Source organism: Cupriavidus phytorum (genome assembly GCF_003254285.1).
GTDB classification, from domain to species: domain Bacteria; phylum Pseudomonadota; class Gammaproteobacteria; order Burkholderiales; family Burkholderiaceae; genus Cupriavidus; species Cupriavidus phytorum.
Genome location: NZ_QKZN01000004.1, coordinates 346862 through 370254, shown reverse-complemented (window position 1 = coordinate 370254; position 23393 = coordinate 346862). Strand labels below are relative to the sequence as shown.

Here is a 23393-nt window from a genome sequence, read left to right as displayed (position 1 = left end):
GCCAGGAGGCGCCATGCTGCTTGAAGTGCAAGACCTGAAGAAGCATTTCCCCGCGCGCGGCGGTGGCACCGTGCGTGCCGTCGACGGTGTCAGCTTTGCCGTCGATGCCGGCCAGACCTTTGCGCTGGTGGGCGAGTCCGGCTGCGGCAAGACCACCATCGCGCGCCAGCTGCTGCTGCTCGAGCGCCCCAGCGCCGGCGCCATCCGCTTCGACGGCCGGGACGTGCTGGCGCTGGACCGCAAGGGCGTGCTGGCCTACCGGCGCCAGGTGCAGGCGGTGTTCCAGGACCCGTCGTCGTCGCTCAATCCGCGCCTGAAGGTCAGCATGCTGCTGGCCGAGCCGTTGCTGGCGCACGGCCAGGGCGGCAACCGCGCCGCGCTACGGGCCCGGCTGCTGGAGCTGCTGGAGATCGTCGGCCTGCCGCCCGGCGCGCTCGACCTGTACCCGCACGAGTTCAGCGGCGGCCAGCGCCAGCGCATCGCGGTGGCGCGCGCGCTGGCGCTGCAACCGCGGCTGCTGGTGCTGGACGAGCCGACCTCGGCGCTGGATGTGTCGATCCGCGCGCAGATCGTCAACCTGCTGGCGGAGATCCAGCGCAGCTTCGGGCTGGCCTACGTGGTGATCGCGCATGATCTGGCGCTGGTGGAGCACTTCAGCTCGGCGGTGGGCGTGATGTACCTGGGCAATATGGCGGAAAGCGGGCCCAGCGCCGCGGTCTTCGGCGCGCCGCGCCATCCCTATACGCAGGCGCTGCTGGGCTCGGCGCCGCGGCCCGATCCGGACCACCAGCCCGCCGAAGGCCTGATCCTGGGCGATATCGGCTCGGCGCTGCACCCGCCGCCGGGGTGCAAGTTCCATCCGCGCTGCCCGCGCGCGCTGCCGGCGTGCGCGACGGAGGTGCCGCCGATGCGGCGGCTCGACCCGGCCGCCGGCGCTGCCATGCCGGCGCACCAGGCCGCCTGCCACCTGCTGCAGTGAAGCTTCACTGAAGGCCGGCAGCAGGCAGGCGCGGGCCGCCGGGCCCGGCCAACTGCGTCAGCCGCCCTGCATGCGCGACGGATCGTCGCTGCGCGAGGTGGTGGTGACGCTGCCGTCGCTGTTGAAATGCACGTTGAAGAAGGCCTTGTCGGTCGAGGTTTCCATCCAGCGGTAGCCCCACACCTCTTCCTTCTTCAGCGCGAATGCCTCCACCTTGGTGGGCTTGCCGAGCAGGCGGCGGATGTCGTCCTTGCTCATGCCGGCGCGCACGCGCGCGAAATTCTCGGCCGACAGCACCTGCTCGATCTTCGCCACCTTGCCGTCGGGCCCGATGGTGACCATCCACGTGGTGGTGCCTTCGGGGCCGCGCGGGTATTCCAGCCGGCGCCCGCCGTCGGCCTCTTCCCAGACGATCTCGGGCTTGCCGGCCTGGCGGCGCAGCTCTTCCTCGGTCGACTGGCCCGGCACGATGCCCTTGAACAGCTCGCTGTCGGGCTTGATCGCGTTCCAGGTGTTGCGCGCGGTCTCGCCCGCCTTCTTCATGGCTTCGTCGACCTTCTGCTGGTCGCAGCCGAACAGCGCAAGCATCGAGGCAATCAGTCCCATGGCGGCAAGGCGTCGCGGCGACGCGGCAAAGGTCGAAGGGCGAACGGTCACAGCAAATTCACCGGCGCACCGGCTCGGCAATGACGGCCGAGGCCGCCTGTGCGGCGCTTTCGGGGTCGAGTGGCTGGCTTTCATCCTGCTGGCTCCTCCTGGTGCCGCGATTCGGGGCCCCGCTGAACAGGTTGGCCCAGGTATCGAAGCGGCGGTTGAACAAGACCGACAAACCGTTGATGGAACCGCCCTTGGCAATCAGCGACCAGCGCCGCGAGAACTGCCAGGTCAGCTTCACCACGTTCGAGGCCGAGGTCAGGCTCTGCTCGTAGCCCACCGACATGCGTTCGGTGATGGCCTTGCCCATGCTGACCACCTGCTGGTCGTTCAGGCCCGCGGTGCTGGGCCCGATCGAGAATTCGTCGATGCCGAAATGCGAGACGATGCCCTTGCCGGCCCTGCCGCCGATCAGCCCCAGCGCGGCGCCGCCCAGCGCCGAGCCGCTCAGCTGGCGCTGCTGGCCGGCGCCGGCGCTTTCCGCGCCGTAGCCGAACATCAGCCACGACAGCTTGTCCTCGTCGGGGACGTTGGGCTCCGACACCAGCCGCACGCGCGGCAGCCGCACCGTGCCGGTGACCTCGACGCCGGCCTCGACCTCCTGGTTGCGGCGCATGGCGCGGATGTTCATGTTGGGGTTGTCGATCGGGCCGTTGAAATTGATGATGCCGCGTTCGATGTCCAGCTTGCGGCCGAAGGCCTCGTAGGTGCCGTCGGTGACCCGCACCGTGCCGGTGGCCTTCATCGGCGCCAGCGGTTCGCTCTTCACGCCCATCTGCCCGGCCAGCAGCAGGTCGGCGCCGGCGCCGCGGAAGCGGAAGTTGTTGCCGAGGTCGACGGTCAGGTCGATCACCGGGCTGAAGCGGCTGGCGGGCTTGCTTTCCGGCACCGGCGTGGCCGCCGTCTTGACCGCGCGCTGGTCCTTGCGCCGGATCACCACGACATCGTCGCCCAGCACCGGCGCGCCGGCCTTGGGCAGGTCGAACAGGCCGCGGTCGACGCGGAACTTGCCGCGGATCACCACCTGCTTGTTCTCGTTGGCGATGCTGGCATCGCCCGACACCACCAGGGTGCGTTCCGGGCTGGCGAACAGCTGCAGCTTGTCGGCGACGATGCGGCCGGTCAGGTTGGGATCGGCCTCGCCCAGCTTGATATTGCCGGTGGCGGTGAGCTTGCCCTCGCCGCCATGGAATTCCACCTGCCTGAGTTCGACCGTGTTCTGGTCCAGCACCACGCGCACGGTGCCGTCGGTCAGGCGCAGCCCCTGGTCGTACAGCGTGACCGCGAGGTTGTCGCCGTTGATGGTGCCGGTCAGCAGCGGCGCCGCCACGGTGCCCGCCAGCCGCATCGCCGCGGCCAGGCGGCCGTCGAAGGCGTACTGCGGGCCGGTCAGCGCTTCCAGCGACTTCAGCCGCGGCACGTCGACGGTGACGGTGCCGCCCAGCGTCGAGGCCGGGCCCACGGTCTGCAGCCCCTGCTCCTGCACCAGCCCGGCCGAGGCATCGACCACCACCTTGCCGATGCGGCCCGACACCATGCCGCCGCGCAGCGCGATGCGGTTGCCGCCGGCGTCGGCGCGCAGGCTGGTCTCGCCCAGCCCGAGCGTGGTGAAGCCCCGGCCCGCGTTGACCGACAGGTCGCCGCTGCGCCGGCGCACTTCCGCAAAGCCGGTGGCGGTCTCGGCCAGCGCCAGGTTCCAGCGGCCGTCGATGACCAGGTCGGAGCGCACCGGCGGGCGCTCGCCGGTGATGGTTTCCATCAGCTCCAGCACGCGCGCCACCTGCAGGCCGTCGAGGCTGCCCGCGCTGCGGATGCGGCCGTGGTCCCAGTCCAGGTTGTCGATCGCCAGCGTGGCGCGGTCCAGCAGCAGCCGCGTCGCGCCCAGGCGCACGCGCTGGTCGGCCACCAGCAGCTGCGTCGGCGCGGCCAGGCGCAGATTGATGGTGCTGCGCTCTTCGAGCGTGCGGATGGTGCCGCTCCAGCCCTGCTGGCCGCGCCACGCGCCCTGCCCCGCCAGCGCCAGCTGCAGTGGCCGCTGGTTCAGGCTGCCGGCTGCCTTGACGTCGAAGGCGTGGTTGGCCTGGGTGCCGTTGAGGGTGGCGTCGAGCGTGGCGAGGCTGGCGTGCGGGCCGCGGTAGCCGCGCGCCGCCAGCTGCACCGACAGCGGGCCGTCGAGCCCGCCGCGGATCTCCGCGCGGCCGCTGGCGCTGGCCAGCTTGTGCGGGCCCACTTCCAGCGTTTGCGCGTTGTAGTCGGCCACCACCTCGGGCTTCTTCAGCGTGCCGGTGATGGTGGCGTCGAGCTTGAGCTGGCCGGCCACGCCGAACTTCAGCCGCTCCAGCTGCGGCGCGTCGACCGCCAGCTTCAATGCATCGCCGCGCGCGCCGAAGCTGCCGCGCAGGCTCGCCTGGTTGCCGGCCATGCTGAGCGCGGCCTCGCTCGGCAGCAGGCGCTCGCCCCCCAGGCGCAGCTTGCCGCCGCCGGTCATCGGCAGGCCCGCGTATTCGCTTTCGTGCACGGCAAAGTCCAGCGCCACGCCCAGTTGCGGGGCGAGCTCGCCGGTCGCGCTGAAATCCGCATTGATCCGGCCCGCGGCCACCTTGGCCAGGCGCGACGGATCGAACGCCGACAGCTTGCCCTTGAAGCTGTACGGCTGCTTGTCCTTCAGCCCCAGCTTGCCCTCGGCGGTCAGCAGGCCGGTGCCGACCACGGCGCGCAGCGCGGCCAGGGTTAGGGTCTCGGCGTCCATGCTGGCGTCGGCAAACAGCTTGAGTTGGCCGCCGGACAGCTCAAGCGCCACGCTCTGGCGGCCCGGCTCGATGCGGACCACCACCGGGCCCGACAGGCTGGCGCTGGTCAGCGAGCCATGCAGCGCCGCCGGGTCCAGCCTGCGCACGTCCAGGTCGAAGCCGCCGCGGCCGCCGCGCAGCGAGCCGCTGCCGGCGATCTCGGCCTTGCCCGGCAGCGCCACGCGCAGGTCCGACACCGTCTGCGCCGCCTCGCTCAGTTCGACCCGGGCGCGCACCGACTGCACCGGCAGCCGTTCGCGGTCGAGCGGGCCGGCCTCCAGGTTGCGGATCTCGATCTCGCCGGCGACCGCCAGCGGCTCCGGCGCGGCCGCGGGCGCGGAGGCAGCCGATGCCGGCGACGGCGCGGATGCCGCCGGCGCGGAAGCCGCGGGCGCCGAGGCCCCCGCCGCGTTGCTGCCGGCCGCTACGCCATCCACCGGCCGCAGCTCGGCATGCACGGTCAGGTTGGCGTGCGGCGCCGACGGGCTGAACAGGCGCGGGTTGATGCGGTCGCCGTCGACCAGCAGGTGCGTGAACGGCACCTTGCCGAACGGCGTCAGGTCGGCGCCGGCACGCAGGTGGATGCGGTCGCCGCTGGCCTGGACCTCGGCGCGCAAGGCGTCGAGGTTGCCGTTGGCGGTCGCGTTGACGGCGAAGGCCTCGTGCTGCCAGCTGCTTTCCAGCAAGGCTTCGGCGCTGAGCGCGAACGGCGCGGCGGCGCCCAGCTGCGCGTTGGCGGCGAGCTTGCCGTAGGGCGTTTCCAGCTTGTCGACGCTGACGCGATGGCGCTGGCCGTCGCTGTGCAGCGCGCCGGCCAGGTTGCCGAATACCATCGGCTCGGCCGTGGGCGCCGGGCCCTGCACCAGCGCCAGGCGTTCGAGCGTCAGCGCATCGACATCGATGGCCAGCGGCAGTTCGAGCGAAGCGGGCTTCTGCATCGGTTCGGTGCTCGGCTCCGACGGCCCGAGCCGCACTTCGGCCTTGCCGATGCGCAGCCACTGCACATGCAGCCGCCGCGGCTGCCAGCTCAGGTTCCAGCTGCCGTCGACGCGGTCGACCGTCACGCGCGTCTGGCCGCTTTCGAATACCACGTCGCGCAGGCGCAGGCCGTGCGCCACGGTGCCGCCTTCGAGTTGGCCGCTGAGCATGCCGGCCGACAGCCGCGTGGCCAGCGTCCACAGGTGGCGCGTGCCGGCCTCGGTGCGCAGCGCCGCCACGCCGGCGGCCGCCAGCACCACCACCAGCAACAGCAGGATGCCGGCCAGCCAGGCCAGCGCGCGCCACAGCCGCCGGCGCTTGCGCGGCGCCGGACCGGACGGCGGCGGCGCGGCGTCGCCGCCGCCGGGCACGGAAGGCAGGTCGTGCACGTTCATCAGAACGCCACCCCCAGCGAGATATGCGGCCGGAACTGCTGCTCCTGGATGCCATAGCCCACGTCCAGCTGCAGCGGGCCCACCGGCGTGCGCCAGCGCACGCCGATGCCCACGCCGTTGTAGATGGTCACGCCGCGCAGGTCGTTGGCGGCGGTGCCGGCATCCCAGAACACGGCCACGCCCCAGTCCGGCTTGAACCAGTACTGGTACTCCAGGCTGCCGGTGGCCAGGTACTTGGCCGGCAGGATGCTGGCGCCGCTGGGCGTGCCGATCGACTGGTAGGTGTAGCCGCGGATCGAGTCGGTGCCGCCGGCGCGGAAGCGCAGCGTCGCCGGGATCTGGCTGGCGCTGTCGCCGGTCAGGTCGGCGCCCAGTTCCAGCCGCGCCACCACCAGGTCGCGCTTGCCCACCGGCACGTACTGGCGGATCCGGCCGTACAGCCGCAGGAAGGTGGCATCGCTGAGCAGGTTCTTGGCGGCTACCCCGATCTGGGTGTTGATCACGTTGCCGCGGCGCGGGAACACCGGGTTGTCGACATCGCGCCGGGTCCAGGCAAAGGCCGGCACCAGCGCCTTGCTGATCTGCGCGGGCTGCCCCACCGGCAGCAGCTTGTCGTAGTAGAAATCCAGCGACGTGGTCACGTCGTATTTCTCGCGCGAGCGCGAGCGCTTCAGGCCCGCGCGCAGGCTGGTGGTGTCGGTGTTCTCGATGTCGATGGTGCGCTCGTAGCTACTGTAGACGCTGTTGCGGTAGGCACCGCGCGACGGCGGCATCGCCGCCTCGGCGAACAGGTAGGAGCGCTTCTGTTCGATGCGCGCCTGCGAATCGAAGGTCCAGGCACGGTTGAACAGGTTGTAGTAGGAATAGCGCCCTTCGACCTGGGCCCCGGTATCAGTGGTGAAGCCAACGCCGCTGTTGAGCCGGTGCACCGGATATTCGCGCACGCGCACCGACACCGGCGCGGTGACCACGCCGTCGGGCGCCTGCTCGGCATCGGGCGGCGGCTCCAGGTCGACCTGCACGTTGGAGAAATACGGCTGGTTCTGGATCGCGCGCTGCAGCTCCAGCAGCCGCTCCACCCGGTACGGCTCGCCCTCGTTGAGCGGGTTGACGTTGACGATGATCTGTTCCGGGTAGCGGCGCGTGCCGGTAACCTTGAGCGGGCCCAGGCGGTAGGCCGGGCCGCTGACATAGTGCGCCGACAGGTCCGCGCGCAGTTCGTCCGGCTCGACCCGCGCCTGCGACGCGGCCAGCCGCGCGCCATAGTAGGTGTGGCTCTGCAGCGTCACCAGCGCGTCTTCCTTGGCCTTGTCCCAGTCGTCCTGGCGGAACGGGTCGCCCGCGGGCAGGCCCCACTTGGCCTTCATCTCCGCCACCTGTTCAGGCGACTGGGTCGCCGCCGGGCCGGTCACCTGCAGGTCGACGTTGCGGATCAGCGTGCGCGCGCCGGGGTCGACCATCACATGGACCACGCGCTGGTCGCCCTCGCCCTCGACGCGGGTGGTGGTGGTCGGATCGAAATAGCCCTCGGTCGAGGTGAAGGCCCGCACCTGCTCGCCGACGGTCTCGACCATGTAGTCGAACTGGTCGGGCGACAGGTCGGCGCGGTCCTTGTAGCGGGCCAGGTCGAGGTGCTCCTCGAGCATCTCGCGGATCGGCTTGGGCGCCTCGACCTCGACCTTGTAGGCGGCCTGGACCGGACCCGCGGCAAGTGCCAGCACCAGCGCCGCAAGCACGCCCGGTGCGCGTGCGGCAAAGCGCCTGGCGGCACGGCCAGCCGAGTCAGCGGTGTTAGCGGTGTCTTGCGGCATCGCCCCATTGTCCACACATACAAAGTCGGTATTTGACCACACCCGGCCGCGCGCCCGGAACTTTCCCACGCGTTGCGGTGCCCTCGCGGCCCCCGGCTACGGTCTGGCGTGCATCCCGGGGGGCCGATACTGTAAAATCATGGCCCACTGTACCTATATGGCGCCCGCACGGGTGCATCCCGGTTGAACATGGCCCTCTACGAATCCGATATCACCCAGTTCCTGAAGCAGCTCAAGCAAGAGCGCCCGACGCTGGAGGCCGAGCAGCGCGACGGCCGCGCCCTGCTGTGGGACAAGGCACCGATCGACCTAGAAGAGCGCGCCCGCGCCCAGGCTTCGCGCGTGGCGCAGAAGCCCTACGTCTACTCGCAGGACAACTGATCCGCGCCCCCGACCCCAAGCGCGAGCCCAGCGCATGAGCGCAGCCGACCAGGACAAGCTGCCGCTGCCCGTGGAGCTGCCCGCGGTGGCGCCCGCTGCCGCCGCCGGCCCGGCCGGCCCTGCCGACATGGTCGACGGGATGGCGTTCGCGCGCCTGTACGGCGAGCCGCTGTTCAAGCTGCCGCAGGATCTCTACATCCCGCCGGATGCGCTCGAGATCTTCCTGGAAGCCTTCGAGGGCCCGCTGGACCTGCTGCTGTACCTGATCCGCAAGCAGAACTTCAACGTCCTCGACATCCCGATGTCGCAGGTGACGCGGCAGTACCTGTCGTATATCGAGCAGATCCGCAAGACCAACCTGGAGCTGGCGGCGGAGTACCTGCTGATGGCGGCGATGCTGATCGAGATCAAGTCGCGCATGCTGCTGCCGGTCAAGAAGGCCGACAGCGACGAAGAAGCCGAAGACCCGCGCGCCGAGCTGGTGCGCCGCCTGCTGGAATACGAGCAGATGAAGCTGGCCGCACAGCGCCTGGATACGGTGCCGCAGCTGGGCCGCGACTTCCTGCGCTCGCAGGTCTATATCGAGCAGAGCCTGGCGCCGCGCTTTCCCGAGGTCGAAACCGTCGACCTGCAGGCGGCCTGGGCCGACGTGCTCAAGCGCGCCAAGCTCAACCAGCACCACAAGATCTCGCGCGAGGAGCTGTCGGTGCGCGAGCATATGAGCCAGATCCTGCGCCGGCTGCAGCATGCGCGCTTCATGGAGTTCTCCGAGCTGTTCGAGGACGCGGTGCGCTCCGGCAAGGGCGTGCCGGTGGTGGTGGTGAACTTCATCGCCATGCTCGAGCTGTCGCGCGAATCGCTGGTGGAGATCACCCAGGCCGAGCCGTTCGCGCCGATTTATGTGCGATTGGCGTACAGCCCCAGCTGACCCGTCCGAACCGCCGAGGCCAGCCCCGTCCCAGTTGATCTACAATCCGCCGACAGCCGGCCCAGACCGGCACGGCAGCCGCCGCGCGCCGCGGACCGGCGTCCGGGTTACCCCTACACGACCAGCACACCAAGGCAGATGAAAGTCATTTCCTCCATCCAAGAGCTGCGGGACCAGTTGCGCGGCCAGAACCGCGCGGCCTTCGTCCCCACCATGGGCAACCTGCACGAAGGCCACCTGTCGCTGATGCGCCTGGCGCGCCAGCATGGCGACCCGGTGGTGGCATCCATCTTCGTCAACCGCCTGCAGTTCGGCCCGAACGAGGATTTCGACAAGTACCCGCGCACGCTGCAGGACGACATCGAAAAACTGCAGAGCGAAGGCGTCTACGTGCTGTTCGCGCCCTCCGAGCGCGACATGTACCCGGTGCCGCAGGAATACCGCGTCGAGCCGCCGCACGACCTGGGCGACATCCTCGAAGGCGAGTTCCGCCCCGGCTTCTTCAAGGGCGTCTGCACCGTGGTGATGAAGCTGTTCTCGTGCGCGCAGCCGCGCGTGGCGGTGTTCGGCAAGAAGGACTACCAGCAGCTGATGATCGTGCGCCAGATGGTGCAGCAGTTCGCGCTGCCGATCGACATCATTCCCGCCGAGACCGTGCGCGCCGAAGACGGCCTGGCGCTGTCGTCGCGAAACCGCTACCTGAGCCCGGACGAGCGCGCCGAGGCACCGGTGCTGTACCGCACCCTGCACGACGTGCGCGACACCGTGCTCGGCGGCGACCGCGCCTCGGCCAACCTGCTGTCGGTGGAGGCCAGCGCCCGCGCCTCGCTGGAACAGCGTGGCTGGAAGCCGGACTATGTGTCGATCCGCAAGCGCGTCAACCTGCAGGCGCCGACGCGCGAGGAATTCCTCGCCGGCGAGCCGCTGGTGATCCTGACCGCGGCCAAACTGGGCGCGACCCGGCTGATCGACAACCTGGAAATCTGAGCGGCGCAGCCGCGTCCGCCAAGGAAAAAGGCAGGCCCGCAGGCCTGCCTTTTTTCATGCCCGGCGCATGCCGGCGCGCTGCGCGCTCTTCACCACATGGCGCTGGTGGCCGCGCCGCCGTTTCCACCAGATCAGCGTGCCGGTCACGGCGAACGCCAGCGGCGCCAGCCCGAACAGCGTGACGAAGATCCGCCCCGGCAGGCCGAAGGCCTCGCCGGTATGCAGCGGAAACTGCCAGTTCAGCAGCGTGTCGCCGGCAGGGGCTTGCTGCGGGTCGCGCACGCCCAGCGGCGCCCCGGTCCAGGCATCGAGCCAGAGCCGCGTCGCGCCGGTGTGCTGGCGCACCTCGCCGGGCTGGCACAGCCGTATCTCGAAGGCGTCGCCGGGCTTGCGCGGAAAGCCGATGCGGGTGACCTGCGCCTGCGGGAACTGCGCCTGCGCCGCGGCCATGATCTCGCCCGCTTCCAGGGGCCGCGCTCCCGCCGGCGCCGGCGCCGAGACGTGCTTGGCCGGTGGCGTCACCGTCATCACGCCCGCCACGATCGGCGTGACCCACTTGGGCAGGTTCAGGTACCAGCCGGAAAACGCGATCACGGCCAGCACCGGCGCGGCCAGGATGCCGCCGGCGCGGTGCAGCGAATAGTTGAAGCGCGACCATGAACCGCCATGCGTAATGCGGAACGCCTGCACCACCGAGCGCAGCTTCATCTTGGGCCACCACGCCGCCACGCCCACCAGCGTGGTCAGCAACAGCAGCATGCCGGCCACGCCGGTGATGGTCTTGCCGGTATCGCCCGACAGCAGGTAGCGGTGCAGGTGGAACAGCGTGGGCAGCAGCAGCTGGCGCGACAGCCCCGCCTCGCCCCAGACGCGCTCGCCCTTCACCGCCAGCGTGACCGGGTCGACCATGACCTGGCGCGAGCGCCCCGGAACCACGCCGCCGGGGCCCTTGACCGGATACCAGGCGATAAAGACGCCGTCGGCGTGGGTCGGCAGCATCAGCAGGTTGGGCTTGCCGTAGGGCGGCGCAGCCAGCCGCTCGGTCACGGCCTGGACCGTGTCCGGGGTCACCGGCGCCGTCATCGGCGCGGACGCCACCAGCAGGTCGGGATTGAGCCAGGCGTCGAGTTCATCGCGCCAGGCGATGGTCATGCCGGTCAGCCCCATCAGGACGAACAGCAGGCCGAGACTCAGGCCGATATAACGATGCAGCTTGACGAGGACGACGCGCAGGCGGCCGGTGACCATGACGGGGTGAAGTACGTTGAGCGGACGCTGCAAGGCGCGGAATATGGCGGAAAAGCCATCTCCATGCCACGATGCGAATGCGAAGGATTCGCGATTCTAGCAGGGCCGCTGCTTGCCGCCGCATGCCACGATGGACCGCGCCGCAACCTCAGCGCCGCAGCGGCGCCAGCAGTGCCCCCAGGTCCAGGTGCGCGGCCATGGTGTCGGCCAGGCGCTCGATCGACGCTTCGCGCAGCGCGTCCAGGTCCACCGCCTGGGCCTGGTCCAGCCCGGCCCAGCGCAGCAGCGCCTGGCAGGCCGCGGGGTCGTCGAACAGACCGTGCACATAGGTGGCCAGCACCTGACCGTCGGCCGAGCGCGCACCGTCCGGCCGCATGGTGCCGTCGCCGCGGTCCAGCCACACGGCGGGCCGCTCCAGGCCCTTGCCGGTGGTGACGCCGAGGTGGATCTCGTAGCCACGCACCGGCGCGTCGGCCGCCTCCGGCGCGAGCCGGCCGTGCACCTGGCGCAACTGCTTGTCGGCGGCCAGCGTGGTGTCGTAATCGAGCCAGCCCAGCCCCGCGCTGCTGCCGGCGGGGCCCTCGCGGCCATCGGGATCGTGCACCTGCCGCCCCAGCATCTGCATGCCGCCGCAGATGCCGATCAGCTTGCCGCCGTAGCGCAGGTGCCGCGCCAGCGCCGCGTCCCAGCCGTGGGCGCGCAGGAAGTCGAGGTCGCCGCGCACGTTCTTGCTGCCGGGCAGCACCACCAGGTCGGCCGGCGGGATCGGCCGGCCCGGGCCGACAAACTGCAGGTCGACTTGCGGGTGCGCGCGCAGCGCGTCGAAGTCGGTATGGTTGGCGATGCGCGGCAGCACCGGCACGATCACGCGCAGGCGCTGCGCGGCCTGGCCAGCATCGGCCTGCGCGCCGATGATGGCGTCCTCGGCATCCAGGTGCAGGCCGTGCAGGTACGGCAGCACGCCGAACACCGGCTTGCCGGTGCGCGCCACCAGCCAGTCCAGGCCCGGCTCCAGCAGCCCGATATCGCCGCGGAAGCGGTTGATGATGAAGCCGGTCACGCGCGCGCGCTCGCTCTCGGACAGGCAGTCGAGCGTGCCGACCAGGTGCGCGAACACGCCGCCGCGGTCGATGTCCGCGACCAGCACCACCGGGCAGTCGACCTGCTCGGCAAACCCCATGTTGGCGATGTCGCGCTCGCGCAGGTTGACCTCGGCCGGGCTGCCGGCGCCCTCGACCAGCACCACCTCATGGGCCTGCGCCAGGCGCGCGTGCGAGGCCAGCACCGCCTGCATCGCCTGCGGCTTGTAGGCGTGGTAGGCGCGCGCGTCCAGGTCCAGCCGCGCGCGGCCGTGGATGATGACCTGGGCCCCGGTGTCGCTGCTGGGCTTGAGCAGCACCGGGTTCATGTCGGTATGCGGCGCCAGCCGCGCGGCCTGCGCCTGCAGCGCCTGGGCCCGGCCGATCTCGCCGCCGTCGGCGGTGACGGCGCTGTTGAGCGCCATGTTCTGCGGCTTGAACGGCACCACGCGCGTGCCGGCGCGCGCCAGCACCCGGCACAGGCCGGCGACGATGGTGCTCTTGCCGGCATCGGAGGTGGTGCCCTGGACCATCAGGGTGCCGCGCAGGGCACCCGCCGGCAGGGATTGCGAAGAGTCGGATTGCATCGCCGGATTATCGCACCGGCCCGCACGCGGGCCGTGCCATGCCGGGATGCGGCGGCTACAATACGCGGATGGAAACCCCGGCCATCGCACCCGCCAACGCGTCCGGCACCGCCCCTGCCGCGCAGCCGCGCGCTGCCGCCAGCGGCACTGGCGGCCGCCAGCTCACCCTGGTGCTGGGCGGCGCACGTTCCGGCAAGAGCCACTTTGCCGAACAGCTCGCCACCGACCACGCCACCGTCACCGGCGGGCCGGTCACCTACATCGCCACCGCGCACCAGGACCCGGCCCACGCCGACCAGGAACTGGAGGTGCGCATCGCGCTGCACCGCGCCCGCCGCCCGGCCGACTGGCGCCTGGTGGAAGAGCCGGTGCACCTGGCCGATGCGCTCTATGCCAACGCGCGCCACGACGGCTGCATCCTGGTCGATTGCATGACGCTGTGGATCAACAACCTGCTTTTCCCCAACGGCCGCAGCTATCCCGAGCATGGCGTGATCACGCCGCCGGCGGCGTTCACCGAAGAAATCGAGGCGCTGCTCAACGCGCTGCCGACGCTGCCCGGCCACGTGATCCTGGTCTCGAACGAGATCGGCTTCGGCGTGATCCCGATGGGCGCCATCACCCGCTTCTATGTCGATGAACTGGGTCGCCTGAACCAGAAGCTGGCCGCCGCGGCCGACTGCGTGCGGCTGCTGGTGGCGGGCATCCCGGTGGCGGTCAAGGGGCCCGATCCCGCATGCTGATGCTGGCCTGGCCGGCATGCGTGGCAGCGGCATGGATCGGGACACTGCTGGACCGCTGGCTGGGCGAGCCGCGCCGCTGGCATCCGCTGGTGGGCTTCGGCCGCATCGCGGCTGCGCTGGAACGCCGCCTCAACCCTCCCTCGCAACGTCTTGCGCCCTGGCGCCGGCGCCTTGCCGGCCTTGCCGGCTGGTGCGTGCTGGTGCTGGCCCCGGCCGCGCTGGCATGGTGGCTGGTGGCCGCGGCGGCGCGCTGGCATCCGCTGGCCGCGCTGGCGCTGCATGCGCTGGCGCTGTACGCGGCGCTGGGGGCGCGCAGCCTGCACCAGCATATCGCCCCGATCGCCGACGCGCTGGGCGCGGCCGACCTGCCCGCCGCGCGCGCGCTGACCGCGCGCATCGTCTCGCGCGACACCGCCGATGCCGACGCCGAGGCGCTGGCCCGCGCCGCCTGCGAATCGGCGCTGGAAAACGGCAACGACGCGGTGTTCGGCGCGCTGTTCTGGTTCCTGGTCGGCGGCGCGCCGGCCGTGATCGTGTTCCGGCTGGCCAATACGCTCGATGCGATGTGGGGCTACCGCACGCCGCGGCTGGTGTATTTCGGCTGGGCCGCGGCGCGTCTCGACGATGCGCTCAACCTGGTGCCGGCACGGCTGACCGCGCTGTCGTATGCGCTGCTCGGCGCCACCGCGCAGGCGCTGCGCTGCTGGCGCACGCAGGCACCGGCATGGTCGAGTCCCAATGCCGGCCCGGTGATGGCCGCGGGAGCCGGCGCGGTCGGCGTGCGGCTTGGCGGCCCGGCGCGCTATCACGGTGAAATCGAGCCACGACCGCCGCTGGGCGCCGGCACCGCGCCGCAGGCGGCGCATGTGATGGCCTGCCTGCGGCTGGTCGAACGCACGCTATGGCTATGGCTGGCGCTGGCGACAGCCAGCGCGCTCGCCGCCTTGATGGTTTCCGCACCGGCATGAGCACGGCGCTGCCCCCGATCCGCCATGGCGGCGACCTGCTTGCCGCGGTGCGGCGCTACCGGCGCGCTGCTGACGACTGGCTCGACCTGTCCACCGGCATCAACCCCGACGGCTATGCCGTGCTGATGCTGCCGCCGCAGGTATGGCAACGCTTGCCGCAGGACGACGACGGCCTGGCCGAACTGGCCGCGGCGGCATGCGGCGCGCCCCATGCGCTGGCGGTGGCCGGCTCGCAGGCCGCGATCCGCACGCTGCCGGCGCTGCTGCGCCCGGGACGCGTCGGCATCGCCGCGCTGGGGTACAGCGAATACGCGCCGGCGTTCGCCGCCGCGGGGCACACCGTGGTGCTGCTGGACGAAGCCGACTTCAACCGGCCTGATCTGGCCGACGCGCTCGACCATCTGGTCGTGGTCAACCCCAACAATCCGACCGCGCGCGTGCTGCCCGCCGCCACGCTGCTGCGCTGGCATGGCGCGCTGGCGGCACGCGGCGGCACGCTGCTGGTCGACGAAGCCTTTATCGATTGCCTGCCCGGCGGTTCGGTCGCCGCGCACAGCGGGCGGCCCGGGTTGGTGGTGCTGCGCTCGATCGGCAAGTTCTACGGGCTGGCCGGCATCCGCTGCGGCTTCGTGCTGGCACAGCCGGCGCTGCTCGACGCGCTGCGCGCGCGCCTGGGCCACTGGACCGTCGCAGGCCCCGCGCGCGAGGTGGCGCGCCGCGCGCTGGCCGACCTGCCCTGGCAGCAGGCCACGCGTGACCGGTTGCAAGCGTGCGGGGCACGGCTGGCCGCCGTGCTGGACCGCCACGGCCTGGCGCCGGTGATGCACCCGCTGTTCTGCTGGGTCCCGCATGGCGACGCCGCGCGGCTGCACCACGGCCTGGCGCAGCACGGCGTCTGGACCCGTTATTTCGATGCCGCCGGCGGCTGCGCGCCGAGCCTGCGCCTTGGCCTGCCGCCGGACCAGCCGCTGGCCTGGCAGCGGCTGGACGCCGCGCTGGCGGCCGCCGTTTGATCCTCTGACGCTTGCCATGCCGAACCGCCCCATCCTTTTGATCGCTTCCGTGCTGCTGTTCGCGGCGCTGCCCGCCACTGCCACGGTCTCGGTCATCGACGACGCCGGCCAGACCGTGACCCTGGCGCAGCCGGCGCGTCGCGTGGTCTCGCTGGCGCCGCACGTCACCGAGATGCTGTTCGCAGCGGGCGCGGGCGACCGCATCGTCGGCACGGTCAACTACAGCGACTACCCGCCGCAGGCGCGCGAGATCGCGCGTGTCGGTGACAACAAGGCGCTCGACCTCGAGCGCATCGCCGCGCTCAGGCCCGACCTGATCGTGGTGTGGCGCCACGGCAATGCGCAGAAGCAGGCCGACCGGCTGCGCGCGCTCGGCATCCCGCTGTTCTACAGCGAGCCGCGCCGGCTGGCGGCGATCCCGGACAACATCGAGAAGCTCGGCACGCTGCTCGGCACCGAGGCCACCGCGCGGCGCGCCGCCGATGGCTTCCGCCAGCAGGTGGAAACGCTGCGCAAGACGTATGCGGCGCGCCCGCCGGTGACGGTGTTCTACCAGGTCTGGCAGCAGCCGCTGATGACGCTAAACGGCCAGCACCTGGTCAGCGACATGCTGGCGCTGTGCGGCGGCCGCAACCTGTTCGCGGCCGAGGCGCCGCTGGTGCCGACCGTATCGGTCGAAGCGGTGATCGCCGGCAATCCCGAAGCGATGGTGACGGCGGGCATGGGCGCCACGCGCTCGGACCAACCGTTGCCGGATTTCGAGATGTGGCGGCGCTGGAAGCAGGTCACGGCGGTGGCGCGCAACAACCTGTTCGTGATCGACGGCGACCTGCTCAACCGTGCCGGCCCGCGCGTGGTGCAAGGTGCGGCGCAGCTGTGCAAGGACCTCGACACCGCGCGCAGCCGGCGGCCGGCGCGCTGATCAGCCGGCGCGGTTCCACCAGCCCAGCCGCGCCCCGCCCTGCTCCAGCCTGAAGCCGCAACTGGCGCCAAAGCCCAGCTCCCAGTTGACCGTGGTCGCCAGCGGCACACCCAGCCAGTGCGCCGCCAGCATGCGCATCGGCCCGGCATGGCCGACCACCCAGAGACATTGCGCGCGCTCCCCGGCCAGTGTCGCGGCCCAGCCGGCGACCCGCGCCATCGCCTGCGCCGGCGATTCGCCGCCATGCGGACGCGCATGCAGAAGATCGGCCGCCCACTGGTCGAGCGCGCCGCGGTCGATCGCATCCCAGGCCACGCCCTCCCAGCTGCCGAAGTCGATTTCGCGCAGCGCAGGTTCGGTGTCGATGTCCGGCACGCCGCCGGGCCATGCCTGGGCCAGTGCCTGTGCCGTGCCCAGCGCGCGCGCCAGCGGGCTGGCCACGATGCGATCCGGTGCCGGCAGGCCGGCAACGATGCGCGCGGCAGGCGGCGTCAGCGGTGCCAGCAGCGGCAGGTCGAGGCAGCCGTAGCAGGTTCCTGCCGGCACCTGCGGCTGCGCATGGCGGATCAGGACCACGTCCATGCCGCGGCCACCAGGTAGAGCAGGATTTCGGCGCATTGCTGGGCCATGCCCAGGCAGTCGCCGGTATAGCCGCCGATGCGGCGCACGAAGTAGCGGCCTAGCAGCAGGCGCAGCACCAGCAACGCCGCCACGGCCGCCGCGCAAAACCATGGCGATACCAGCCACAGCGGCACCAGCCCGCACAGCAGCGCAAACACCAGGCCCGTGCCGGCCAGCTTCTGCGCCACCGGCTTGGCCTTGCCCTCGGGGCGCACGTAGGTCAGCGTGGCGAGATAGCTGACCGCCATCGCGCGGCTGGCGGCATGCGCGGCGACCAGCACGGCAAGCAACAGCGCGATGCCGCCGCGCCCGGCGATCGCCACCAGCAGCTGCCACTTCAGCAGCAGCGCCACTACCAGCGCGATCGCGCCGAATGCGCCGATGCGCGAGTCGTGCATGATGCGCAGCACGTCGTCGCGCTGCCACGCACCGCCGAAGGCATCGACGCAATCGGCCAGCCCGTCTTCATGGAAGGCGCCGGTCAGCAGCAGCGTCGCGGCCATGCCCAGCAGCACGGCCACGCCGGGCGGCCACCACAGCGCCGCACCCCAGGTGGCCAGCGCGCCCGCGCCGCCCACCAACAGCCCGACCAGCGGGAAGTAGCGTGCGGCGGCATGCAGGTAGTGCGGTTCGAAGCCGACCCAGCGCGCCAGCCAGCCCGGCAGCGGCACGCGCGTGAAGTAGCCCAGCGCCGTCAGGAAATAGCGCAGTTCGCCGGCCGCACCCGCGCGGCCGCGGGGATCGGGGCCGGGTTCGTGGGCGGGTTCGGGAATGGGCACCGGGTCGGTCGGCGCGCTCATGGCGATGCGGTGCTGACGCCGGCGCCGCTGAAGGTTGCCATCTCGTTCAGGAACGCCGCCGCCGAGGCCAGCAGCGGCCACGCCAGCGCGCAGCCGGTGCCTTCGCCCAGGCGCAGGTCCAGCGCCAGCAGCGGCGCGGCGTCGAACTGCGCCAGCAGCGCGCGGTGGCCGCGCTCGTGCGAGCAGTGCGTGAACACGCAGTACTGCAGCACCTTGGGGTCCAGCCGCTGCGCCACCAGCAGCGCGGCCGTGGCGATAAAGCCGTCGACCAGGATCACCATGCGGCTGGCCGCGGCCGCCAGGAAGGCGCCGGCCATCATCGCGATCTCGAAACCGCCGAAGGTGGCCAGCACGTCCAGCGGCGCCTGCGCCTCGGCATGCCGCGCCAGCGCGCCGGCCAGCACCTCGCGCTTGCGCGCCAGGCCGGCGTCGTCCAGGCCGGTGCCGCGCCCGATGCAGTCCTCCAGCGGCAGGCCGGTCAGCCGCTGCATCAGGCACGCCGCGGCCGAAGTATTGGCGATGCCCATCTCGCCGAAGCCGATCACGTTGCAGCCCTGCTGCGCATGGCGCAGCACGCGCGCCATGCCGGCGGTCATGGCCGCGGCGGCCTGCTCCGGCGTCATCGCCGGCTCCTCCGCGAAATTGCGGGTGCCGTCTGCGATGCGGCAGTTGACCAGCCCCGGCGCCGCCGGCAGCGGCACGCGCACGCCCGCATCGACGATCTCCAGCGCGATGCCGTGCTGGCGCGAGAACACATTGATCGCCGCGCCGCCGGCCAGGAAGTTCTGCACCATCTGCGCCGTGACCTCGGCGGGATAGGCGCTGACACCGGCGTCGGCGACGCCATGGTCGGCGGCGAACACGATTACCGTGGGCCGCCGCAGCACCGGCCGCGCGCTGCCCTGGATCAGGCCCAGCTGCAGGGCCAAGGCTTCAAGCCGGCCGAGCGCGCCGAGCGGCTTGGTCTTGTCATCGATGGCGGCCTGCAGCACGGGGCGCAGCGCAGCGTCGAGCGGAGGGATTTCGGGAAACTGCATGATGCCTGGATCGGGTACTCAGAAAAAAAACGGGCTACATTTCCACGCCGCGCTGGGCCTTGATGCCCTGCTGGAACGCGTGCTTGACCGGGGTCATGTCGGTGACGGTGTCGGCCGCCTCCACCAGCGCCGGCGGCGCGCCGCGGCCGGTAATGACCACGTGCTGCATCGGCGGGCGCGCGCGCAGGTCGGCAATGACCTGCTCCACATCAAGATAGTGCAGCTTGAGCGCGATGTTGAGCTCGTCGAGCAGCACCAGGCCGATGCCGGGATCGCGCAGCATGGCGCGCGCCACCTCCCACGCGGCCTCGGCCTTGGCCACGTCGCGGGACCGGTCCTGGGTTTCCCAGGTATAGCCTTCGCCCATCACGTGGAAGGCGCATTGGTCGGGAAAGCGGCGCAGGAACATCTCTTCGCCGGTGGGCTGCGCGCCCTTGATGAACTGGACCACGCCGGCGCGCATGCCATGGCCGAGCGCGCGCACCACCATGCCGAAGCCGGAGCTGGACTTGCCCTTGCCGTTGCCGGTGGTGATGACGATCACGCCGCGCTCGTCCTGCGCGGCGGCGATCTTGGCGTCGACGACCTCCTTCTTGCGCACCATGCGCGCCTTGTGGCGGGCATCGCGGTCGGGATCTTGTGCGGCGGGGTTGTGGTTTTCAGTCATGGTGTGAGTTCGGTGTGGTCGCGCGCGCGCCATCGGGAATCAGCGCGGTATGCGCGCCGTCGCTGACGCTGACGATCGCGGTACGCAGCGCGCGCGAGCAGTGTTCGGGGGTCAGCACCTGCGCGGCGGGGCCGTGCAGCGCGGTGCCGTCTTCAGCCATCAGCAGGGCATGGGTGGCGTAGCGCAGCGCCAGCGTCAGGTCGTGCAGGATCACCACGATGGCGTGGCGCCCCGCGCGGGCCAGCGCGGCCAGCTGCTCCAGCACCAGGATCTGGTGGCGCAGGTCCAGGTGCGAGACCGGCTCGTCCAGCAACAGCAGCGGCGCCTGCTGCGCCAGCGCGGCGGCCAGCGACACGCGCTGGCGCTCGCCGCCGGACAGCGTCAGCACATCGCGCGCGGCCAGCGCCTCGATATCCATGGCGCGGATCACGTCGTGCACGATGCGGTCATCCTCGCGCCCGCTCCAGCCCCAGCCGGACAGGTGCGGATGGCGGCCCACCCGCACCGCGTCGAGCACCGGCATCGGGAAGGTGTCGTGCACCGCTTGCGGCAGATAGGCGCGCTGGCGCGCCAGCAGCGCGGGATCGACCAGCGCCGGCGCGGTGCCGTCGATCTCGACGCTGCCGCCGTCGGCGTGGCGCAATCCGGCCAGCACCGTCATCAGCGTGGACTTGCCGGCGCCGTTGGGGCCGGCGATGCACCACAGCTCGCCCGGGCCGATGGCCAAGGTCAGGCGCTCCACCAGCACGCGCTGGCTGGTGCGCAGCCGCAGCTCGTGCAGCGCCAGCCGCGGACAGGCAGCGAGCGGAACCGACCAGTGCGCGCCCGAGTTCATCGCGGCCTCCGCAACAGCAGGTACAGGAAGGTCGGCACGCCCAGCAGCCCGGTGATCACCCCTACCGGCAACTGCGCCGGCGCCACCACGGTGCGCGCGATCAGGTCGGCGGCCATCAACAGCGCGCCGCCCAGCAGCGTCGCGGCCGGCAGCAGCATGCGCTGGTCGTTGCCCCAGGCGAGCCGCACCAGGTGCGGCACCACCAGCCCGACAAAGCCGATCGAGCCCGCGGTGGTGATGGCGGCAGCAATGCACAGCGATGCCAGCATGAAGGTCGCCAGCCGCACGCGCCCGACGCGCACGCCCAGCGCCTGCGCCACGGTCTCGCCCAGCAGCATCACGTTGAGCGCGCGCGCCATCGGCATGGCCAGCAGCAGCGCCGCCACCAGCATGGCGAGCGCGCCGCCGTAGCTGGCGGTGCCGCCCAGGTCGCCGGTGAGCCAGAACAGCATGCCGCGCAGTCGCGACTCCGGCGCGATTGACAGGATCAGTGTAATGACCGCGCCCCAGCCGGCGGCCAGGATCACGCCGGTCAGCAGCAGCCGCGCGCCGGCCTCGCGATGGCCGCCCTGCACCTGCGGATGCAGCAGGTCGCGCCGCGCCAGCGATGCCACCAGCACCATCGCCAGCAACGCGCCGAGCGCCGCGGCCGCCTGCACGCCCCACCACGGCGCCAGCGCCAGCATCGCCAGCAGCGCGGCGGTGGAGGCGCCGCCCGATACGCCCAGCACGTAGGGCTCGGCCAGCGGGTTGCGCAGCAGCACCTGCATCAGCGCCCCGGACAGGGCCAGCAGCCCGCCGCAGGCAAAGGCCGCGGCCGCGCGCGGCAGGCGCAGTTCATGCACGATGGCACCGGCGGTGCCGGTGTCGGCGCCACTCAGCGCCAGCCACAGCTGGCGCGCATCGAGCGCAACGCTGCCCAGCGCCAGCGACAGCGCGAACGCCAGCAGCGCCGCGAACGCCAGCACCAGCCAGATCGCCAGGGCGCGCCGGAAGTCAGACATGGCGCTCAGCCATGGCGCGCCCGCGCGCTCATCGCTGGCGCCAGCCCAGCGTGATGAAGCCCGCGCGCCCCTGCGTGTTGTAGGGGTAGGCGAGCTGGTAGTCCTTGTCGAACAGGTTTTCGACGCGGGCGGCGATGAACCATTGCTTGTCGATGTTGTAGCGGGCGTTGAGGTTGACGATACCGTATCCGCCCAGCCGGCGCGAGCCGGAGTCCATGCGCGACGACGACAGCAGCCATTCGCCGCCGAAGCGCCAGTTGCCGACATTGCGGCCCACGTCCAGCGCGGCATGGCGGCGCGCGCGGCGCAGCAGCTGGGTGTTGGTCTGCTCGTCGACCGGGTTCTGGAAGGTCACACTGGCGCCGATGTCGGTGCCGTAGACGCTGGCACGCCACGAGGCCTCGACGCCCTGCACCTTGGCCTCGTTGACGTTCTGCGCCAGGAACATGCCGTTGGGCTGCAGTGCCGACACGATCAGGTCGTGGTAGCGCGTCTCGAACGCGGTCACGCGCAGCAGGCCGGCGCTGGCGGTGGTGTATTGCACGCCGGCCTCGACCGACTTGGCACGCTCGGGCTGCAGGTTGGGCTGGCCGAAGTTGGGGTAGTACAGCTCGTTGAAGGTCGGCGCGCGGAAGGCATTGCTGGCGCTGGCGATCAGCTTGAAGGCATCGGTCAGGTTGTAGCCGTAGCCGGCGAAGAAGCTGCCCTGGTTGCCGAAGTCGGAATAGTGGTCGTTGCGCGCGTTGAGATGCAGCTGGTGCTTGCCGAAGCGCCCGTCATAGCCGCCGAACACCGAGAACACATTGCGCGTGGGCGCGCCGTAGGCGCTGGAATCCAGCTCCTGCTGCAGGTAATCGGTGCCGAACAGCAGCGTGTGGCCGGCGGCCAGCGCGTATTCGTTCTGCCAGTTGAACTGGCGGTTGCGGGTATTGAAGGTGCCGTTGGGCCTGCTGTTGAGGAAGGTGTCGCTGCGGTCCTCGCTCTGCGACAGCTTGAAATGCGTGGTCCAGTCCGCGCCCAGCTTGCCGTTGACGAAGGCCGACAGCGTGTACAGCTCGCTGTTGGTGCGGTTCTCGTCGGTGGGGCGGCCGAAGGCGCTGTCGAACGACAGCTTGCTCTTCGAGTAGTAGCCGGTGATGCCGGCATCCCAGTCGGGCGTGAAGCGGTGCTTCACCTGTCCCGACACGCTCTGGTTCTCGTACGGGTTGTCGTTGGGGTTGGCGCGCGGCGCCTGCTTCGTATTGATCGACGAAAAGCCGTCGGTCTTGAACGCCGAGCCGGTCAGGTTGAACGAGGTGTCGCCAACCTGGCCGCCATAGCCGACCGTGCCCTGGCGCGTATTGTTGCTGCCGTACTCGACCGCGGCGTTGGCTGCCGGCGCCTGGCCCGCGCCGCTCTTGGTGAAGATCTGCACCACGCCGCCGATCGCGTCCGAGCCGTACAGCGCCGAGACGTTGCCGCGCACCACCTCGATACGGTCGATCTGGTCCGGCAGGATATTGGCCAGCTGCGCGGTGCCGCTGCTGGCCGACGACACCCGCACGCCATCGATCAGGATCAGGGTCTGGTTGGAGTTGGCGCCGCGCATGAACAGCGAGGTATTGCTGCCCATGCCGCCGTTGGTCGCAAACTCGACGCCGGCCTGGCTGCGCAGCAGCGTGCGCAGGTCCGGCGCCTGCGCATTGGCGATGTCCTGCTGCGTGACCACCGTGGTGTGCGGCAGCGCCTCGGTGATCGACTGCGCGGTGCGGGAGGAAGTGACCACCACCGGCGCGAGCTGCGCGGTGCGGCTGTCCGCCGCCTGCGCGGAAGCGGTACCGGGAACCAGGGTGAACGAGGCCATGGCCGCCAGGATGGCGGGCACGGACGGACGCACCGCCGGGCTTGCCGGGCGGGTCGACCTGTGAAGCGATGAACGCATGATGCAGGACTGGATAGGAACGGCCGGGCCCGTTCCCCCGCGGGCC

The 23393-nt window shown here is 71.2% G+C and carries 20 protein-coding genes; 8 read left to right on the top strand and 12 right to left on the bottom strand.

Annotated elements, in window-relative coordinates:
• The first annotated feature begins 13 nt into the window (after nucleotides 1-13).
• Nucleotides 14-979, top strand: a complete 966-nt coding sequence (locus C7416_RS13035; RefSeq protein WP_111519314.1) for an ABC transporter ATP-binding protein — start codon at nucleotides 14-16, stop codon at nucleotides 977-979.
• A gap of 57 nt (nucleotides 980-1036) precedes the next feature.
• Here C7416_RS13035 and bamE read toward each other — a convergent pair whose 3' ends face one another.
• The 3 genes from bamE to C7416_RS13020 are packed head-to-tail and all read right to left on the bottom strand — an operon-like array spanning nucleotide 1037 to nucleotide 7606.
• Nucleotides 1037-1585 carry an outer membrane protein assembly factor BamE domain-containing protein gene (gene bamE / locus C7416_RS13030; protein ID WP_111519313.1) on the bottom strand — a complete coding sequence of 183 codons (549 nt, stop codon included), beginning with the start codon at nucleotides 1583-1585 and terminating at the stop codon, nucleotides 1037-1039.
• 58 nt (nucleotides 1586-1643) lie between these two features.
• On the bottom strand, nucleotides 1644-5795 hold the full coding sequence (locus C7416_RS13025; protein WP_111519312.1) for a translocation/assembly module TamB domain-containing protein: 4152 nt from the start codon (nucleotides 5793-5795) through the stop codon (nucleotides 1644-1646).
• A complete protein-coding gene (locus C7416_RS13020; protein ID WP_111519311.1) occupies nucleotides 5795-7606 on the bottom strand; it encodes an autotransporter assembly complex protein TamA in 1812 nt (603 codons plus the stop codon). The genes C7416_RS13025 and C7416_RS13020 overlap by 1 nt, the downstream gene beginning before the upstream one ends.
• 189 nt (nucleotides 7607-7795) lie before the next feature.
• On the opposite strand from C7416_RS13020, the gene C7416_RS13015 reads away from it, so the two are divergent.
• The 3 genes from C7416_RS13015 to panC all read left to right on the top strand — a co-directional run bounded on the left by C7416_RS13015 (nucleotide 7796) and on the right by panC (nucleotide 9902).
• Nucleotides 7796-7987 carry a DUF3460 family protein gene (locus C7416_RS13015; RefSeq protein ID WP_018008060.1) on the top strand — a complete coding sequence of 64 codons (192 nt, stop codon included), beginning with the start codon at nucleotides 7796-7798 and terminating at the stop codon, nucleotides 7985-7987.
• Nucleotides 7988-8021: 34 nt separating this feature from the next.
• Nucleotides 8022-8915: a segregation and condensation protein A gene (locus C7416_RS13010; protein ID WP_111519310.1), complete on the top strand. Its 894-nt coding sequence runs from the start codon at nucleotides 8022-8024 to the stop codon at nucleotides 8913-8915.
• Nucleotides 8916-9053: 138 nt separating this feature from the next.
• Nucleotides 9054-9902, top strand: coding sequence for a pantoate--beta-alanine ligase (gene panC, locus C7416_RS13005; protein ID WP_111519309.1), 849 nt, complete (start codon nucleotides 9054-9056; stop codon nucleotides 9900-9902).
• Between the two features lie 54 nt (nucleotides 9903-9956).
• Here the strand turns inward: panC and C7416_RS13000 are convergent, their stop codons facing one another.
• Entirely contained in the window at nucleotides 9957-11150 is a 1194-nt protein-coding gene (locus C7416_RS13000; RefSeq protein WP_111519308.1) for a PepSY-associated TM helix domain-containing protein, read from the bottom strand.
• 148 nt (nucleotides 11151-11298) lie between these two features.
• Nucleotides 11299-12816: a cobyric acid synthase gene (locus C7416_RS12995; protein ID WP_111519307.1), complete on the bottom strand. Its 1518-nt coding sequence runs from the start codon at nucleotides 12814-12816 to the stop codon at nucleotides 11299-11301.
• A 38-nt stretch (nucleotides 12817-12854) separates the two neighbouring features.
• Here C7416_RS12995 and cobU point away from each other — a divergent pair, with 38 nt between their 5' ends.
• The 4 genes from cobU to C7416_RS12975 are packed head-to-tail and all read left to right on the top strand — an operon-like array spanning nucleotide 12855 to nucleotide 16462.
• Nucleotides 12855-13559 carry a bifunctional adenosylcobinamide kinase/adenosylcobinamide-phosphate guanylyltransferase gene (cobU, locus tag C7416_RS12990; RefSeq protein ID WP_018008055.1) on the top strand — a complete coding sequence of 235 codons (705 nt, stop codon included), beginning with the start codon at nucleotides 12855-12857 and terminating at the stop codon, nucleotides 13557-13559.
• Nucleotides 13553-14527: a CobD/CbiB family cobalamin biosynthesis protein gene (locus C7416_RS12985; protein WP_111519306.1), complete on the top strand. Its 975-nt coding sequence runs from the start codon at nucleotides 13553-13555 to the stop codon at nucleotides 14525-14527. The genes cobU and C7416_RS12985 overlap by 7 nt, the downstream gene beginning before the upstream one ends.
• Nucleotides 14524-15540 carry a threonine-phosphate decarboxylase CobD gene (gene cobD / locus C7416_RS12980; RefSeq protein ID WP_111519305.1) on the top strand — a complete coding sequence of 339 codons (1017 nt, stop codon included), beginning with the start codon at nucleotides 14524-14526 and terminating at the stop codon, nucleotides 15538-15540. Before C7416_RS12985 ends, cobD begins: the two co-directional genes overlap by 4 nt.
• A gap of 16 nt (nucleotides 15541-15556) precedes the next feature.
• Complete coding sequence (locus tag C7416_RS12975) at nucleotides 15557-16462, top strand: cobalamin-binding protein (protein ID WP_111519517.1); 906 nt, start codon at nucleotides 15557-15559, stop codon at nucleotides 16460-16462.
• On the opposite strand, the gene C7416_RS12970 is transcribed toward C7416_RS12975, so the two are convergent.
• The 7 genes from C7416_RS12970 to C7416_RS12940 are packed head-to-tail and all read right to left on the bottom strand — an operon-like array spanning nucleotide 16463 to nucleotide 23347.
• Complete coding sequence (locus tag C7416_RS12970; RefSeq protein ID WP_111519304.1) at nucleotides 16463-17044, bottom strand: histidine phosphatase family protein; 582 nt, start codon at nucleotides 17042-17044, stop codon at nucleotides 16463-16465.
• On the bottom strand, nucleotides 17029-17883 hold the full coding sequence (locus tag C7416_RS12965; protein ID WP_181461226.1) for an adenosylcobinamide-GDP ribazoletransferase: 855 nt from the start codon (nucleotides 17881-17883) through the stop codon (nucleotides 17029-17031). Before C7416_RS12965 ends, C7416_RS12970 begins: the two co-directional genes overlap by 16 nt.
• Entirely contained in the window at nucleotides 17880-18920 is a 1041-nt protein-coding gene (cobT, locus tag C7416_RS12960; protein ID WP_111519303.1) for a nicotinate-nucleotide--dimethylbenzimidazole phosphoribosyltransferase, read from the bottom strand. The genes C7416_RS12965 and cobT overlap by 4 nt, the downstream gene beginning before the upstream one ends.
• Before the next feature lie 34 nt (nucleotides 18921-18954).
• Nucleotides 18955-19587, bottom strand: coding sequence for a cob(I)yrinic acid a,c-diamide adenosyltransferase (gene cobO / locus C7416_RS12955; RefSeq protein ID WP_111519302.1), 633 nt, complete (start codon nucleotides 19585-19587; stop codon nucleotides 18955-18957).
• A complete protein-coding gene (locus C7416_RS12950) occupies nucleotides 19580-20422 on the bottom strand; it encodes an ABC transporter ATP-binding protein (protein WP_111519301.1) in 843 nt (280 codons plus the stop codon). The genes cobO and C7416_RS12950 overlap by 8 nt, the downstream gene beginning before the upstream one ends.
• Nucleotides 20419-21426, bottom strand: coding sequence for a FecCD family ABC transporter permease (locus C7416_RS12945; protein WP_111519300.1), 1008 nt, complete (start codon nucleotides 21424-21426; stop codon nucleotides 20419-20421). The genes C7416_RS12950 and C7416_RS12945 overlap by 4 nt, the downstream gene beginning before the upstream one ends.
• Before the next feature lie 28 nt (nucleotides 21427-21454).
• The gene (locus C7416_RS12940) at nucleotides 21455-23347 is read right to left on the bottom strand and encodes a TonB-dependent receptor domain-containing protein (protein ID WP_111519299.1); all 1893 of its coding nucleotides are present in this window, start codon (nucleotides 23345-23347) and stop codon (nucleotides 21455-21457) included.
• Between the last annotated feature and the right edge of the window lie 46 nt (nucleotides 23348-23393).